The organism is Streptomyces sp. NPDC039465 (assembly GCF_055639315.1).
Map to the genome: position 1 here is coordinate 357559 of NZ_JBVKAP010000003.1, position 14698 is coordinate 372256.

At 73.1% G+C, this 14698-nt stretch carries 12 protein-coding genes; 1 reads left to right on the forward strand and 11 read right to left on the reverse strand.

Going from position 1 to position 14698, the window contains the following annotated elements:
* Window position 1: 1 nt before the first annotated feature.
* The 10 genes from ACZ7LT_RS12120 to ACZ7LT_RS12165 form a co-directional block, all read right to left on the reverse strand.
* Window positions 2–1267, reverse strand: a complete 1266-nt coding sequence (locus ACZ7LT_RS12120) for an aspartate aminotransferase family protein (protein WP_471235914.1) — start codon at window positions 1265–1267, stop codon at window positions 2–4.
* On the reverse strand, window positions 1264–2403 hold the full coding sequence (locus ACZ7LT_RS12125) for an SDR family oxidoreductase (RefSeq protein WP_471235915.1): 1140 nt from the start codon (window positions 2401–2403) through the stop codon (window positions 1264–1266). Before ACZ7LT_RS12125 ends, ACZ7LT_RS12120 begins: the two co-directional genes overlap by 4 nt.
* 183 nt (window positions 2404–2586) lie before the next feature.
* A complete protein-coding gene (locus ACZ7LT_RS12130) occupies window positions 2587–3720 on the reverse strand; it encodes an acyl-CoA dehydrogenase (RefSeq protein ID WP_471235916.1) in 1134 nt (377 codons plus the stop codon).
* A 29-nt stretch (window positions 3721–3749) separates the two neighbouring features.
* Window positions 3750–4790 carry a fatty acid desaturase family protein gene (locus ACZ7LT_RS12135; RefSeq protein ID WP_471235917.1) on the reverse strand — a complete coding sequence of 347 codons (1041 nt, stop codon included), beginning with the start codon at window positions 4788–4790 and terminating at the stop codon, window positions 3750–3752.
* 43 nt (window positions 4791–4833) lie between these two features.
* Window positions 4834–5793: a ferritin family protein gene (locus ACZ7LT_RS12140; RefSeq protein ID WP_471235918.1), complete on the reverse strand. Its 960-nt coding sequence runs from the start codon at window positions 5791–5793 to the stop codon at window positions 4834–4836.
* A 47-nt stretch (window positions 5794–5840) separates the two neighbouring features.
* The gene (locus tag ACZ7LT_RS12145; RefSeq protein WP_471235919.1) at window positions 5841–6881 is read right to left on the reverse strand and encodes a phosphatidylglycerol lysyltransferase domain-containing protein; all 1041 of its coding nucleotides are present in this window, start codon (window positions 6879–6881) and stop codon (window positions 5841–5843) included.
* Window positions 6878–7426, reverse strand: a complete 549-nt coding sequence (locus tag ACZ7LT_RS12150) for a hypothetical protein (protein WP_471235920.1) — start codon at window positions 7424–7426, stop codon at window positions 6878–6880. The genes ACZ7LT_RS12145 and ACZ7LT_RS12150 overlap by 4 nt, the downstream gene beginning before the upstream one ends.
* 44 nt (window positions 7427–7470) lie before the next feature.
* Window positions 7471–8331 carry an SAM-dependent methyltransferase gene (locus tag ACZ7LT_RS12155; RefSeq protein WP_471235921.1) on the reverse strand — a complete coding sequence of 287 codons (861 nt, stop codon included), beginning with the start codon at window positions 8329–8331 and terminating at the stop codon, window positions 7471–7473.
* A gap of 82 nt (window positions 8332–8413) precedes the next feature.
* Window positions 8414–9964 carry an ABC1 kinase family protein gene (locus ACZ7LT_RS12160; RefSeq protein WP_471235922.1) on the reverse strand — a complete coding sequence of 517 codons (1551 nt, stop codon included), beginning with the start codon at window positions 9962–9964 and terminating at the stop codon, window positions 8414–8416.
* A gap of 72 nt (window positions 9965–10036) precedes the next feature.
* On the reverse strand, window positions 10037–10621 hold the full coding sequence (locus ACZ7LT_RS12165; protein WP_471235923.1) for a hypothetical protein: 585 nt from the start codon (window positions 10619–10621) through the stop codon (window positions 10037–10039).
* Between the two features lie 600 nt (window positions 10622–11221).
* Between ACZ7LT_RS12165 and ACZ7LT_RS12170 the strand changes: the two genes are divergently transcribed.
* On the forward strand, window positions 11222–12259 hold the full coding sequence (locus ACZ7LT_RS12170; RefSeq protein WP_471236336.1) for a cytochrome P450: 1038 nt from the start codon (window positions 11222–11224) through the stop codon (window positions 12257–12259).
* On the opposite strand, the gene treY is transcribed toward ACZ7LT_RS12170, so the two are convergent.
* Window positions 12216–14585, reverse strand: coding sequence for a malto-oligosyltrehalose synthase (gene treY, locus ACZ7LT_RS12175; protein ID WP_471235924.1), 2370 nt, complete (start codon window positions 14583–14585; stop codon window positions 12216–12218). The two genes, ACZ7LT_RS12170 and treY, sit on opposite strands and share 44 nt — an antisense overlap.
* Between the last annotated feature and the right edge of the window lie 113 nt (window positions 14586–14698).

Below are 14698 nucleotides of genomic sequence, written 5' to 3' on the forward strand. Positions count from 1 at the left end.
GTCAGCGCAGCCGCGCGGAGACGGTGCGCAGCGCCTGGGCGAAGGCAGCGAGGAAGAGCTGGACCTCGGCCTCGCAGATGACGGCGGGCGGGGTGAGCCGCAGCACCCGGCCGGCGTTGAGCGAGTGGTTCACCAGGACACCCCGGCCGATCAGCTCCAGGACCATTTCACCCACCGCCTGTTCCTGGGCACACTCGACACCGATGAGCAGCCCTCTGCCCCTGACCTCCCGCACCGGCCCGCCGTTCAGGTACGGCGCGCAGACGGCCCGGACGCCGGTGAGTAGCGTCTCGCCCAGTGCGGCGGCACGTGTCACATGGTCCTCGCCGTCCAGCGCCTCGACGGCTGCCACGGCGGCGGCGCACGCCAGCGGCGAGGCGGCGAAGGTGGAGGTGTGCAGATAGGGGTCGCGGGAGAAGGGCTGGTAGACCTCCTTCGTCGCCACCATCGCGGCGACCGGCACCACCCCGCCGCTCAGGCCCTTGCCGACGAGCAGCATGTCCGGCACCACACGCTCGGTGTCCACACCCCACCAGGTGCCCAGGCGGCCGAGACCGGTCTGCACCTCGTCCGCGACGAGCAGCGCGCCGTACCGGCGGCACAGCCGGGACACCTCGGCGAGATAGCCGGGCGGCGGGATGCGCACCCCGCCCTCTCCCTGGACCGGCTCCAGGATCACGCAGGCCCGGCCGCGGCGCTCCTTGAGCGCCGTCGCGAGCGCCCCGGCGTCCCCGTACGGCACCTGCGCCGTGTCCGGCAGCAGCGGGGCGAACGGATCCTGGTAGAGCTTGTTGGCGGTGACACTGAGCGCGCCCAGCGTCTTGCCGTGATAGCCGCTCTCCATGCTGATCAGGGCGTTCCGCCCGTGCGCCCGGGCGAGCTTCAGGGCCGCCTCGGTCGCCTCGGCCCCGGAGTTGACGAAGTGGACCAGATCGAGCCCGGGGGGCGTACGGGCCGCCAGGACCTGGGCCGCGCGGGCCGCGACCGGCTCCAGGAACACCCGGGTGGCCAGCGGATGGCGGTGCAGCTGCTCATGGACGGCGGCGACCACCGAGGGGTGGCGGTGGCCCAGGATGAACACCCCGTACCCGCCGAAGTCCAGGAAGCGGCGGCCGTCGTGGGTGTGGACCCACGGCCCTTCGGAGTCCACCTCGACCATCCCGCCGAGGACGGCGCCGAGGACCGCCCGGCCGGAGCCGAGGTGTCTGCGGTACAGCTCCACGGTCTCCGCGCCGTGGGTGCGCGGCGCGGGCAATGCGGTGCTCATGACGCCAGCTCCCGCGTAACCGGGGCGGCCGGCCGGGGCTCGGCCCCGCGCCGGGTCCGCATACCGCCCGGACGCTCCGCCCAGTACTCCAGGTTGCGCACCAGGGCCTGGCGCAGGAAGTCCCGGGAGACTGCCTCGCCGCCGAGCACGGCACCGGGCGGGGGCTCCTGGGCAGAGCCGAGCGAGCTGCCGAGGGAGGTACCCAGCGGCAGGTCCCGCTGGAAGACGAGGAGCAGCTCCGCGTAGTCCCGCAGCCGTCGCCGCAGCGACGCCGGGAACTCGGCGCCGTCGATCAGCGGCAGCAGCAGCCGGTTCACCGCCTCCAGCGGGATCATCCGCGGCTTGTGCGGCCGCGGCCCGTAGCGCTCGGCGAACTCCAGGCAGATGGCGACCACTTCGTGCTGGAACAGCGCGTGCTCCCCGGCGGTCAGCCAGTACGCGCCGCCGGTCACCCCGCGCCGGATGAGATCGCCCGTGGCGCGCGCGACGACGTCCTGCGGGACGGTGTCGATCCGGGCCTCGGGCGCCCCGGGAAGCACCGGCACCTGCCCCTTGACGATGGCGCCGAGCGCCCGGGTGAGCCCCTGCGCCCCGGCGATGTGTCCGGTGGCGGAGTCGCCCATCACCACGGAGGGCCGCAGGATCACCGCCGGGACGGCACTGTCACGTACCACCTCCTCGCACTCCGCCTTGGAGACGAGGTAGGCGGCGGCGCCGGGGAACCGTTCGGAGTTCTCGGAGGAGGGCGGGTTGGCGACGAAAGCGGTGCTCATGTAGAAGAGCGGTGCTCCGGCGGCCTCGGCGAGCTCCAGCATCGCGCGCGTGCCGTCGAGGTTGGTGCGCCGGATCTCGCCGGGATCGGCCCGCCAGTTGGTGGCCGCCGCGGAGTGGACCACCACGTCGGTCTCCGCTGCGAGCCGGCGCCACACGGCGGGCGGCAGCCCGAGACGCGGGGCGAGCAGATCGGCGCTCACCTCCTGGACCCTTGCGTCCTGGAGCGGGGTGCGATGGCGGAGGCAGACGATGCGGTACTCCGCCGCCAGCTCGTCGATCAGCGCCCGGCCCAGTACCCCGGCACCGCCGGTGAGCAGCAGCGTCGGCCGGCGCCCGGCCAGGGCGGCGGAGAGAGGTAACACGGGCGGTCGGTAGGGGAGTGGGGACGGGGGCGGGGACGACGGGGATGGGGTCATGGGGGTTCCTCCCTCGCGGGTCACGGACAAGATGGTTCGGCGGCCGCCGACGGGGCCGACACGGACGGCGGGCGGTTCGCGGCGCCCAGGCCGACGCCGCCCAGGCCGACGCCGGCCGCGGTCGGCGCTTCAGGCGATCGTCAGCGGGCCGCCCGCCAGATGGGCCGCGAGCGGGCCCGCCATCCGGGGGCGTGCCGGGGGGTGCAGGCTCAGCCCGCCGGCGCTGGCGGCCAGGCGGCCGACCTCGTCCGAGGCCATGAAGTTCAGCCCGCCCGACAGCTCCACCGCGCGCGGCACCACCCGCGCGATGGCGTCCTGGGTGCAGTAGCGCACGTACAGCGAGTCGGCGAGCGTCGTCTCGTCGGGCCCTTCGGCGTCCACCCGGCGGGCGATGCCCTCCGCCGCGGCCATCGCGCCCTCCAGCTCGATCAGCAGCCCGACGCGCTCGTGTTCCGGTACGCGGTCGTTGAGCAGCACCCGCTCCACCAGCCCGCTCGCGGCGCCCAGATAGCTGCCCGTCATCAGCAGCTCGAACCAGACGAACCCGGCCGTCTGCACGGCGTCCATCCGCTGCCCGGACGGGGACGCGGTCCGCACGAGCAGCTCCTCCGGGACGAGCACCTCGTCCAGAGTGACCTGGTCGCTCTCCGCGCCGGCCAGGAAGCTGCTCGACCAGAAGTCACTGACGGTCAGCCCTTCGCTGTCGGCCGGGATCAGCGCCACGGCCAGTTCGTCGCCCGGCCCGTCCTGGCGGGGCACGGTCACACTCGCGGTCAGCAGGTCCATGGAACGGGCCAGGCTGCACGGGCGCTTGACGCCGCTGATCCGTACGCCCTCCGCCGTGACCCGGGCGGACATGCTCGGCGAGAGGATGCCCGAGCCACGCCTGCCCTCCGCGAAACCGGACGCCATCAGCAGATTGCCGGTGGCCACGCCCTCGATGAGCATCCACTCCAGGCCGTCGCCGCCGGAGCCGAGGCCCACCAGCGTCGCCATCGAGAAGTGGTGCATGGTGGTCGCCACGGCCAGGGACGGCGACCGGCTGCCCAGGGCGCGCTGCACCCGCAGCGCCTCCAGCGCGGTGGCGCCGCGCCCCTGCGAGGCGGCCGGTACGAGCAGCCCGGCGCCGCCGGCCTCGCGGAAGAGCCGGATGCCGGGGGTGCCCGGGCTCTCCAGCGCGATGAGGGGTACGGCCCGCAGGGCGTCGTCCAGGCCCGGCAGCAGCTTCTCCAGGGTGGCGCGCTCACGTTCGAGGAATCTCATGGTGATGTGTCCTGTCTGAGTAAGGGCGTTCAGGCGGCCGTGGACTGCCGGTCCCGCAGGAGCCGGCCGGTGGAGTCGAGGTGCTCGGCCAGGTCGCCGTACGACTCCCGGATCCCCGAGACGCAGTACGTGATCGAGCGCTCCCGGCAGAAGTCGCGGACCAGCGGGTACGCGTGACGCAGGGCCGCCCTCGGCATTCCGGGGAAGAGATGGTGCTCGATCTGGTAGTTCAGGCCGCCGTAGAAGAAGTCGCCGACCCGGCTGGTCGGGATGGTCCGCGCGGTGAGGACCTGCCGCTCCAGCCAGCTCCACTCGTCACCGGTGCGGGTGGGCAGGCCCTTGTGGTTCACGGCGAAGCCGAGCCCGAGGAGGTAGCCCAGCAGGACCTGGTGGACGGCGAGGAAGAGCAGCGCCTCCGCCGCCGGCAGCAGGGTGAACACCGCCGTCAGATACAGCAGCGCGTGCGCGGCGAGGAGCCCGCCTTCGAGGAGGGGGTGGCGGAGGGCGCGCCGGTGCAGGGCGATCAGGCCCGCGATCCGCAGCACAACGGCCTCCAGGCCCAGCAGCGGGAAGAAGAGGTGGCGCTGGTTGCGGGCGAGGAAGCGGGCGAAACCGGTGCGCTGCTCGGCCTGTTCGGGGGCGAAGATCGCGACCCGGCGCAGGATGTCGGGATCGAGCTCCAGATGGTTGGGGTGGTTGTGGTGGCGGGTGTGGTGCTGCACCCACCAGCCGAAGGAGACCCCCAGCAGCAGGTTTCCGTGGAGCAGGCCAAGAGCCCGGGTGACCCGCCGCGAGCGGGAGATCTGCCGGTGCCCCGCGTCGTGCACGATGAACGCGAGCTGGCAGGACCAGACCGCCAGCCAGCCGGCCGCGAGCAGGATCTGCCACCAGCTCCGCTCGCCGAGCGCCAGCGCGGCCCAGCCGAGCGCGTTCATCAGCCAGATCAGCGCGACCCGGCCCGCGTAGCGCAGCGGGCGGCGGTCCATCAGCCCGGCGGCCTGGACGCGCCGGGTCAGTTCACGGAAGTCCGCGTCCATCGCCGCGGGGTCGTGGGTCATCGAGGCGTCCATGGGTCCTCCGGGGTCAGAGTGCGGGGGGATCACGGCCATCGGCTCACCCGACCAGACCCATGTAGGCGAGCCGGGAGCGTTGGGTGCGCTGCGCCCACTCGGCGGCGGTCGCCATCCGCTCCTCCGCGGTGGTGTCGAGCAGCCGCCGGCCGGGCCACAGTTCGTAGTCGCCGACCAGGTCGCCGTACTGCTCCATGCCCTGCTGGTAGAGCAGCTCCCGGCGGTGGGTCAGCTCGGCGACGGGCAGGCGCTCCCACAGCCGGGTGCCGCGCTCCAGGAGTTCGGCGAGGCGTCCGGCCTCCTCGGGGTGGGCCCGCAGATGGCGCCTGACGATGGTGCTGCCCACGGACAGGTGCCGGATCTCGTCGATTCCGGCGGCGCGTTCGATCTCGGCCGCGGCCGGGTCGAAGGGCCGCCACTTGCGCTCGCTCAGCTCGGCCGTGGGCGCGAGGACCCCCTCGACCAGGACGGTGAGCGTGACCACCCCGCCGATGTAGTCCCGGCCGCTCTCCATGACGTCGAGCCCGAACTCCTCCAGCGGATTCAGCACGGCCTCCCGGTCGGCCCCGGCCAGCTCCTCCATCGTGTCCAGCAACTCGCCCTCTGGGACGCCCAGTTCCAGGAGATGACCGCGGAAGGCGTAGGCGTGCCGGGCCTCGTCCATCAGCTGGGTGGTGAAGAAGTCCATCCCGGTGAGATCGGGGGCGTAGGCGACGAGCCGGGTGAGGGCGCGGGCCGCCTTCTCCTCGGCCATCGAACGGAACGCGAGCTCCTGCATCACCGCCTGGCGCAGCGGCCCGTCCTCCTTCATGTGCGCCGGCACGCTCACCCCGGCGGTACGGCCCATCGGATCGCCGCGGAGCGTGCCCTGCGGCACGGCGCGCAGCCAGTACGCGATGTCGCACTCCTCCGGCGTCAGCTCGATGGTCTGGGCGCCCTCCAGCAGATCGGGGGCGAGCATCCGGTCCGCTTCGGGCGGCACCGGCAGCGCGGAACTGTTCATGATCATTTCCTTCCGTCGGAGAATGGGGGTTTGGGCAGGAGGGAGGCTCAGACGGTGCGGGTCAGCCGCAGCAGGTTCCAGACGGCGCCGAGACTCGGCCCGCCCTGGAAGACCAGGTACTCCGGCTCGATCAGCTGGGGGCGCCACTTGAGCTTGAAGGACTCCTGCGCGGCGGCCGGATAGAGCGCGGCGCCCCGGCGGCGCACCAGCTCCAGGCAGGGCCGCAGCCCGCGCCCGGGACGGCCGGGCGACCGCTCCAGGGGCTCGAGCTGCACGAACGGGGTGAAGCCGAGGTGCAGCCACGCGTTGCCCTCGTCCTGGAAGCGCCGGAGCGCGGTGGCGAAGACCAGATCGATTGTGCCCGGTGGCGCCTCGGGCGTACGCCGGGTCAGGTCGTACAGCCAACCCGGCCGCTCGCCGAAGACCGGTGAGTACGACACGTACGCGACGATCCGGCCCTGGTGGACGGCGGTGAACAGGCGGCGGTGCGGGGCGCCCGGCCCGCCGCGCTCGCCGATCATGAAGTCGAGCTCCTTGACGTGGCGGCCCTTGGCGCGCAGCCAGGCGGCGTCCACGCCGTCGAGCGCGGCGGCCAGCTCCGGGCCGTCCCGGTCCGCGGGGGATGCCTCGTCGGCGGTGACACCCTCCTTGCGCGCCCTGTTGACCATGTTGCGCACCTTCACCATGCGCCGGCCGCCCAGGGAGTACCCGTCGAGCGCGATGCCGAACGAGGCGCCGAGCTGGTCGGCGGTGAAGCCGTGGGCGGCGTGCAGCTCGGCGTCGCGGCGCGAGAGCTGTACCCCGACGACCTTGCGGCGCTCCCGGGCGGCCCGGTCGAGCAGCGCGGTGAGCAGCCGCTCCCGGTCGGCGTCGGCACAGACCGGGCCGCACAGCTCGAACAGATGGCGGCCGGCGGTGCGGTGGGCGACGAAGCCGTCGGCGTCCGGGACGGAGAGATGACGTAACCCGCTGCCCATGGTCAGGAAGGCGCTGCTGTGATTCCCGTGGCGGCTCAGCATCCGAAACACGTGCTCGGCTTGCTGGGCCTGTTGGGCCTCCTGGGCCCGTTCGGTCCCCGGGGCCGTCATGGGACGAGTCCGTGCTCGGGGCCGCGGCCGGCCGCCACGCGCTGCCCGTCCCGGCCGGGTTCGCCCGGTGGCGCCGGTCGCGCCGGTGGCCAGGCGTGCCAGGGTACGGTCGCGAAGTCGGCCAGCGCCGACTGCACCGCCGGGTGCGGCCGGGGCTCGAAGGCCACTGTGAACGGTTTGACGAAGTTGCCGAACAGCCCCCGGTCGCCGAAGAGATGGATCGGCACGACCAGCAGCGCCCACTCCGGACCGACCAGCCACAGCCACGCCCCGACGACCAGGGCCTGGGTGATCAGGCTGTGCATCACGTTGTACAGCACGTAGTACACGCGCGGGATCCGGCCGTCCGGACTGCGGCGGTGGGCGAGCGCCCCGGGCAGATAGCCGATGAGGTCGATGTGGGCGAACAGGAGCAGGGCCACCCACCAGCGCACCTCGCCGAGGTGGGCCAGGAAGAACCCGGCGGCCACCAGCAGCCCGACGACGTACTCCAGCCTCAGCAGCCGGTAGGTGGTGGGCGTCTGGCAGAGGTTGTGTGCGTCCACGCGTCACCTCCGGTCCGGGGCCGCCGGGCGGCGCGGCAGCGGCGTCATGAGCGGATCCCGGTGATCAGGCGCATGGATTCGTTGTCGCTGCCTTCCAGGAACTGCCGGTAGGGGGAGAACCGCTCCACCGCGTACGGCAGGTCGAACAGGTCGGCCGCCTGGGCCGCCCAGCCGTACCGCGCCCACCAGCTCTCCCAGTCGGCGGGCAGCTGCCACCGCCACGGCGTGCCGGAGGCGGACAGCGCCTCCAGCCAGGGGCCCATGAAGGCCGAGTCGGCCGCGGCGGCGTTCAGGCACTCGGCCCCGATCCAGCTGCCCGGGGCGGAGAGCCCGCCGACCGTCTCGACGACCCTGGCGACCTGCTCCGGCTCCAGATAGAACAGCAGCCCCTCGCACAGCCAGGCCGTGGGCGCGGCCGGGTCGTGCCCGGCGTCCTTGAGCGCGAGGTCCCAGGGCCCCAGCAGATCGGCCGGTACGGCGACCCGCTCGGCCCGCTCCGGCCGCGCCCCGTCCAACGCCGCGTCCTTGAAGGCGTGCACGGGAGCGAGGTCGACCTCGAAGACCCGTACCCGCTCCGGCCAGTCGAGCCGGTGGGCCCGGGCGTCGAGTCCGGCGCCGAGGATCACCACCTGGCGGCATCCGGCGCCGGTCGCCGCGAGCAGGAAGTCGTCGAAGAAGCGCGTACGGACCGCGATCCAGTCGGGGAGCACGTCCTGCAGCAGCCCGGACCCGGGCGGCCGGGTGGTCTCCCCGGCCGCGGTGAGGAACCGCGCGGCCCAGGGATCCTCGACGCACGGAGCGTCTTTGAAGGCTTCCTGGGCGCGCATGCGCGCGGTCCACAGGGCCGTCTGCGACACACCCGCGAGCGGGCCCGAGGGGGTCTCGGCGTCCTGGTTGTCGGACATCGTGGTTCGTTCCTCTTTCACTCGTAAGGGATCGGAAGGCACCCGAAGACGGAAGGCCTACGGAAGGCGTACGGAGGCCGGGTCAGCGCGACCGGCGGCGGTGGTCCAGGAAGACCGCAGCGGCGCCCAGGGCCAGCAGCGGCCACGACGGCTGTGCGGGGTGCCGGCCGCCGAGGCCCGCCGGGGTGCGGGGCTGATGGACCTGAAGGCCGAGCTGCCGGCTCGCGGCGTCGCTGAGGAGGCCGCGTAGCTGCTCCGGGCCGGTGGAGGCGGTGACCATGAAGTCCATGGCCGCGCGGGCCAGTTGCTCCGGCGCGAAGAACTCTCCCGCCAGGGAGGTCAGAATGGAGCGCACTTCCTTCTTGAACACCGGGGCGAGCGCGATCTCGGGTGCCAGACAGCGCACCGACCCCTCCAGATTCGCGAAGGACTTGCCCAGCAGGGAGATGGAGGGCGCCGAGCCGATACCCCGTTTGGAGGCCCGCTCCAGCACCTTCGTCAGCGACACCCCGAAGTCGAGCTCGTCAAGCGAAGCACCGGCGATCTTGGGGACCAGCGCCGCCATGTCGGAGGCGAACGCGGGCAGGTTGGACCACGGGGTCAGCCGCCCCATCTCCGCCCAGGCCCGCGCCAGGCCGTGCCCGTCGTTCTGCGCCACCGCCATCAGCAGCGGCAGCAGGTGCAGACTCGTACGCCGGTCGAGCCGGCCCACCATGCCCCAGTCGATCAGCGTCACGGGCCCGCCCGGCTGGGCGAACACGTTCCCGGCGTGCGGGTCGGCGTGGAACATCCGGTCCACGAAGTAGCCGCGGTACATGAACCGCAGCAGGTCCTTGCCGATGGCGTCGCGCTCCTGGTCGCTGAAGCGGGCGCGGTCGACGTGGCGTACGGACCTGCCCGGGGCGAGCGACTGGACGAGGACCCGTGGGGTGGCGAGGAGGACGTCGGGGACGGCGAGTGTGGGGTACGGGCGGATGTTCTCGGCGGCCTCCTCCATGTTGCGGGCCTCGCCGGTGAAGTCCAGTTCGGGTTCCATCGCGTCGAAGATGGAGCCGAGCATCGCCTCCCCGTCGATGACCTCGTTGAAGCGCGGCGCGGTACGGGCCAGCACCCGGGCCGCCTTGCGCATCAGGGCCATGTCGGCGAGGACCGTCTCGCGGATGCCGGGCCGCTGGATCTTCACGACGGCCGGCCGGCCGTCGGCCAGCGTCACGCGGTACACCTGGGCGAGTGACGCGGCACCCAGCGGCTCGGTCGTCTCGACGTCGTCGAAGCGGAGCTTCCAGTCCGGCCCGAGGTCGCGGGCGAGCACGGGCTCGAACACCGTGAAAGGCTGGATGTCGACCTGGTCGTGGAGGTTCTGGAGTTCTGTGATCACCGTCGCGGACACCATGTCCGGCCGGGTCGACAGGATCTGACCGAGTTTCACGTAGAAGGGCCCCAGGCTTTCCAGGGCCCGGCGTAACGCCCGGGCACGCCGCTGCTCGTGCCCGGAGGAGAGCTCGTCCTCCGGGTACGGCGTGCGGTTCCCGGGGCGGCGGCGGTCGCGCGCCGCCCGGCCGACCTCGTCGGCGGCGAGACCGCCGAGCACCTTCACGACCAGACGCAGACGGTCGCCGACCATGGCCGCCATGAGGTCATCTCTCCTTCAGCAGGGGTACGGCCGGCCGCGGTGAGGACCGGCGGACGACCGGTGGGGCGAGGGTCAGGAGGAGGCGCTCTTGCGGGGCGAGGGGGTGCGCACGGCGCCTCCGACCGCTCCGGCGATGCCCTGGACCGCCTCCAGCGCGGTGAGCAGGGTCGCCACGAGCTCGGTCAGCCGGGCGATCTGCTGGGGGAGTTCGGCGAGCCCGCCGACCGCCTCGCCCGCCCCGGAGAGGGCGGCGAGCGGATTGGCCGGGGCGCCGCCGGCGAGCGCGGCCAGCTGCCCGGGGATCGCCCCGGGGATCGCCCCGGCGAGCGCGGCCAGCGGATTGCCCGCCGCCCCCGCCACCGCGGCCGCCGGCTGGGCCAGTGCCCCCAGCGGATTGGCGGCGGCGGTCAGCGCCGCCAGGGGGTTGGCCGAGCCGCCGAGCGCGGCCAGCGCGCCCACGGCACGCAGTGTCTCGGTGGGGAGTCCGGCGACGGCTTGAAGTGGGTGGCCAAAAGGCAGCAGGTCACCGAACGCGGAATTCTTCGACTTGTCCTTGCGGGGCGGGTCGAGAAGTTCGTTATACGCCTTGTTCGCGCTGTCCGCGACCTCGCTGAGGAAATCCTTGACGGTATCCGTGGTGCTGGGCTTGTCGGCCATTGGCTGAATCCTTTCTTATAAACCCGAAGGTCACCGGCTGTTCACTGGTGATCCGAGTGGAGGCGCGGTTGCCCTTCTGCTTTCTCTCGGCCCATCTCCCTTTCTGAATGCGGAGGTTCATTTCCGCACCGCGCTCGGTCATGGGTACTTTCATCGTCCGGAACGGTGACCCACAAACGCGCGATTCCTCGCTTCATTCATTCGGGCACCGGGTGTCAAAAGCGCTTCCATAAGCAGCGGGAGTCGTGATACAGACTGAAAATGTGCTTGTTTTCGGACATGCGTGGAGGGCCTGCTGAAACGAATTACTCGGTGCGGGTGGGGCGAGGAGCCTTCCAGCGGCTGGCCGATCTTCGACCGCGCCTACGCCGTGGTGTGCCCCGGCGTGGAAGTCCACTGGGGGCAGGGTGAAAGGTGATGCCCGGGCCCGGAAGGCGCCTCGTACACCGGGTCTCGGACACCTCTTCTTCACTCGTACGGGTGTACGCCACCTGCGCCCCGGCGGGGGCGGTGCTGAGGTGGAAGGACGCCCGCCGCCGACCCCGGGGTGCGGCCGACACCGAAGCCGACAGCGGCGCCGACACCGAAACGGGGAGCGCGATGGGAGACGACCCGCCCGTGGGCATACGACGCGTGGGCCTGCGCGGCGCGGGCACCTGGCCCGCCCGCCCGGCGACCCCGGCGCCCCCGAAGACCCCGGCGGCCCCGCCCCGCCCCGGATCCCGGACCGTCGCCCCCAGCCCCCTCGGCATGGGCGTCGGCAAGGACCCGTACCCCCTCTACCGGATCCTGCGCGAGGAGTTCCCCCTCACCTACGACCCGGACCTGAGGGCCTGGCTGCTCAGCCGGTACGCCGATGTGGCCGCCGCCCTCACCGACCCCCGGTTCACCCGCGGCCACCGGCCCGGCGACCCGCCCTGCGCCCCCGCCCACCAGGGCGCCGCCACCGTCGGCCTGCGCCATGTCACCGAACGCACCGCCTACGTCCTGGCCCGCCGGCTCGCCGGGCGCCACCAGGTCGACCTCGTCGAGGAGTTCTGCCGCCGGCTGCCCGCCGGGACGGCCGCCGCGGCCATCGGGGTGCCCTACCGGGACATGATGCGGCTGGTACGCGGCCGGGCGGCGGCCGGATCGCCCGCCGGGCAGTGCACCAGCCTGATCACGCTACGGCAGAAGGCGCTCGCGTCCTTCCTCGCCAACATCCTCGACGACCCCGACCAGCTGGCCGCCGTACGGACCGGGCCGCCCGAACTGCTACGCCGGGCCTGGGCCGAGTCGCTGCGCCGCGACCCGCCCGTCCAGATCGCCGTACGCCGCACCACCGAGGAGGTCGAGGTCAGCGGCGGCACCATCCCGGCCGGCGCGTCCGTGGCCCTGCTCATCGGCGCCGCGGGCCGCGACCCGGAACGCTTCACCGCACCCGACCGGTTCGACCTGCTCCGCGACGACCCCGGTCAGCTCACCTTCGGCCCCGGCTTCTGCCCGGCCGTCGTCCTCGCCGCCCTGGAGGCCGACTTCGGCCTGCGGGCGCTGCTCGACGCCATGCCGCGGCTGCGCTGGGTGGACGGGTTCCGCCCCGCCCACACCGGCGTGATCACCCGCGCGCCGAGGGCTCTTCTGGTACGGCCAGCCGGCTGAGGAGCGCCACCGGCCGGTCCGCGAACAGCTCCGCGAGCGCCACCGCACCGCCTTCGACCCGCCGCTGCCCGGCCAGGAGGTCGAACCACGACCCCTCCGGCAGTTCGAGCACGGTGTCCGCCCAGCCGCCCGACTCCGCGAGCCGCAGCGAGAGCCGGGTGACGGCCGTGACCACCGCGCCCGAGCGGACGAAGGCCAGACAGTGGTCCGCGGCCGGGCCGGTCGCCGTCAGCGGCGCGTACCGCCCCGAATCCCCGAAGATCTCCGGACAGCGGCGGCGCAGTCGCAGCGCCGCCCGGGTCAGCGCCGTCCGCTCGTCCGGCTCCCCGGCCGCGAAGGGACGGCGGTTGTCCGGATCGACGAGTGTGCGGCACACCCGCTCGGTGCCCTGGTACAGCTCCGGCACCCCCGGCATCGTCAGCTGCACCAGCGCGGCGCCCAGCGCGTTGGCCCGGGTGTGCGGGGCGAGCTCCCGCACGGCCGCCGCCAGCGCGGGCGGACCGCCCGGGGGCCAGGCCGCGACGAAGTCGGCGACGGCCTGCTCGTACCCCGGATCCGGCTCGGTCCACGTCGTGCGCAGGCCCGCCTCCCGTACCGCCTTCAGCAGCGCGTCCCCGGGCCTGCCCGGCACCGCGCCCAGGTCCGGACCCAGGCCGAAGGCCGTCTGCCAGGCGCTCCACGCCAGATGCGGATCGGGCGCCGGTACGGGCGAGGCGGCGGTCAGCTCGTCGAGGAGCCCGGCCCAGCGCTCCGGGCACTGGGAGAGCACCGCGATCGCCGCCCGGACGTCCCCGCCGCGCTTGGTGTCATGAGTGGACAGGACCGTGCCGGTGGCCGGCCAGTCCCTGGCCAGCCGGGCGGCGTACCCATGGAACTCCCGCGGCGACACCGCCGGCCTGCCCGGATCCCCGCCGACCTCGTTCGCCGACAGCAGCGGGGTGTAGCGGTAGAAGGCGGTGTCCTCCACGGACTTGGCGCGCAGCGCGGACGCCGTCTGGGCGAACCTGGCCCGGAACGCCGTGTGGTCCGGGCCCTCGCCGAGCCGGCCCAGTGCGAGGTCACGGATCACATCGACCGCGACCGCCTCCTCCGGCACCGCGAACGCCTCCTTCGCCGCCCGCGCCGCCTCCTCGGTGAGCACCTCCTGCCCCCCGATGCGGTAGGGGCGGTAGACGGGCAACCGCACCATCAGCTCGGTCATGGCGGTGCGCAGCGCCCATGGGGCATGGTCGCGCAGTACCGGGTCGGCCGCGCAGATCCGTCCGGCGGTACGAGTCAGCAGGCCGATCTCGGCGGCCAGCTCATGGGTGACGACCCGGTCCATCGCCCGGCGTACGGTCGGCTCCCAGACCCCGCCCCGGTCCGGGGCAGGACCGGCGAACGCCCGGTAGACCTCGGTCAGCCGCGCCGCCCCCGGACCGTCGACGAAGAGACCGTCGACGTACCGCAGCGCGTCGTAGCCGGTGGTGCCGTCGACCGGCCAGCGTGCGGGCAGCCGCTCCTCGCCGGTGAGGATCTTCTCCACCACCGTCCAGCAGCGTCCCCCGGTCGCCGCGTGCAGCCGCTCCAGATACACCTCCGGGTCCGCGAGCCCGTCGGGATGGTCGATCCGCAGGCCCTCGATCACCCCGTCGCGCACCAGCTCCAGCACCTTCCCGTGGGTGGCCGCGAACACCTCCGGATCCTCCACCCGGACCCCGATCAGATCCGAAATGGTGAAGAAACGCCGGTAGTTGAGCTCCGTACGGGCCAGCCGCCACCAGCCGAGCCGGTACCACTGCGCGTCGAGCAGCTCCGCGAACGGCAGCGACGCCGTGCCGTCGCGCAGCGGGAAGACCTGGTCCTCGTAGCGCAGCACACCGCTCCCCGGACCCTGACCGGGCTCGACCCGCAGCCGGTCCCGTACGTCCCCGATCCGGTCGGCGAGCACGGGCAGCAGGATCCTTCCGCCGCCCGCGTCCCACTCGATGTCGAACCAGCGCGCGTATGGCGAGGCCGGGCCCTCCCGCAGCACCTCCCACAGCGCGTGGTTGTGCCGTGGCACCGATGACATGTGATTGGGCACCAGATCCACCACCAGGCCCAGGCCGTGCGCGAGCGCGGTCGCCGCGAGCTCCCGCAGGCCCTCCTCGCCCCCCAGCTCCTCCCGGATCCGGCTGTGATCGGTCACGTCGTACCCGTGCGTCGAACCGGGGATGGCCTCAAGCACCGGTGACAGATGGAGATGGGAGACCCCGAGCGAGGCGAGATACGGCACCGCCCGGGCGGCCGCCGGAAAGGTGAAGTCGGGCCGGAGCTGAAGCCGATAGGTGGCGATGGGCGTCATGCGAACGTACGTACCCGCTTGAGCGGCTTCTGTGTCATCGGCCCATGCGTCCGTTCCACCGGCCGGGGCGACGTTCGACCGATTGCCCTGTACGCCGCGGTGATCGTCCTCGG

What these genes read in the sequence shown, in the direction of transcription:
- ACZ7LT_RS12170 (WP_471236336.1), top strand. Translation starts at nt 11,222, where the DNA reads ATGGGAGACGACCCGCCCGTGGGCATACGACGCGTGGGCCTGCGCGGC.
- ACZ7LT_RS12135 (WP_471235917.1), bottom strand. Translation starts at nt 4,790, where the DNA reads ATGGACGCCTCGATGACCCACGACCCCGCGGCGATGGACGCGGACTTC.
- ACZ7LT_RS12155 (WP_471235921.1), bottom strand. Translation starts at nt 8,331, where the DNA reads ATGTCCGACAACCAGGACGCCGAGACCCCCTCGGGCCCGCTCGCGGGT.
- ACZ7LT_RS12165 (WP_471235923.1), bottom strand. Translation starts at nt 10,621, where the DNA reads ATGGCCGACAAGCCCAGCACCACGGATACCGTCAAGGATTTCCTCAGC.
- ACZ7LT_RS12120 (WP_471235914.1), bottom strand. Translation starts at nt 1,267, where the DNA reads ATGAGCACCGCATTGCCCGCGCCGCGCACCCACGGCGCGGAGACCGTG.
- ACZ7LT_RS12130 (WP_471235916.1), bottom strand. Translation starts at nt 3,720, where the DNA reads ATGAGATTCCTCGAACGTGAGCGCGCCACCCTGGAGAAGCTGCTGCCG.
- treY (WP_471235924.1), bottom strand. Translation starts at nt 14,585, where the DNA reads ATGACGCCCATCGCCACCTATCGGCTTCAGCTCCGGCCCGACTTCACC.
- ACZ7LT_RS12160 (WP_471235922.1), bottom strand. Translation starts at nt 9,964, where the DNA reads ATGGCGGCCATGGTCGGCGACCGTCTGCGTCTGGTCGTGAAGGTGCTC.
- ACZ7LT_RS12145 (WP_471235919.1), bottom strand. Translation starts at nt 6,881, where the DNA reads ATGACGGCCCCGGGGACCGAACGGGCCCAGGAGGCCCAACAGGCCCAG.
- ACZ7LT_RS12140 (WP_471235918.1), bottom strand. Translation starts at nt 5,793, where the DNA reads ATGAACAGTTCCGCGCTGCCGGTGCCGCCCGAAGCGGACCGGATGCTC.